Source organism: Mesorhizobium sp. WSM4829 (genome assembly GCF_055811475.1).
In genome coordinates, this window is the sequence record NZ_JBVVQJ010000127.1 from 1 (window position 1) to 720 (window position 720).

Sequence of the window (720 nt, forward strand, 5' to 3'; positions counted from 1 at the left end):
TAGAAGGCAAAAAACTGAAGTTTTATCGTTTGGAAGATTCGACGTTTAAACACGGGTAAGCTCAGAACCGTGAACTGTTGCACCATTAATCAGAGAGAGTTGTTAAACCATGCTTCTTCACTCGTATCTATCTTCGCCTTTTGCGCGCAAAGTCCGCATTGCCCTCATCCTGCTCAATCTGACCGACCGTGTCGTAACCCGCAAGCCAGATCTCGATGATCCCAACGATCCGGTCCGGCAGGCCAATCCTTTAAACAAGGTTCCAGTTCTCGTGCGTGATGATGGCATTCCCGTCTTCGACTCGCCCGTAATCCTCGAATACCTAGATCATCTCGCCGGCGGCGGGATCATTTTCCCGCGCGAACCGGAGGCGCGCTTCAGGGCGGTGACACTAGAGGCTTTGTGCGACGGCGCGCTTGATGCGTGCCTGATCATCCGAGATGAGACGATCTTTCGGCCTGAAAAGTTCCACTTTGCGGCTTCCATTGAGCAACAAGCCGGAAAGGTTGAGCGCGCTCTCGATGCCATCGAAGCCGATCCCCCGGGGGTTTCTGCCATGCCGGATGTTGGTCAGATCACGCTGGCCTGCCTGCTAGGCTATCGTGATTTTCGTTTCAATGGCAGCTGGCGTGATAAGCACCCACGTCTCCATGCTTGGCACGACGCTTTCGCCGCTGCGGTGCCTGCCTTCGTTGCGACTGCGCCGCGTGATGAATAGGC

General features: G+C 55.0%; 1 protein-coding gene. It reads left to right on the plus strand.

Going from position 1 to position 720, the window contains the following annotated elements:
* Positions 1-109: 109 nt before the first annotated feature.
* Positions 110-718 (plus strand): glutathione S-transferase family protein, encoded by a 609-nt coding sequence (locus AC0L17_RS34490; protein ID WP_473518992.1) that lies wholly within the window; start codon positions 110-112, stop codon positions 716-718.
* The last annotated feature ends 2 nt before the right edge of the window (positions 719-720 follow it).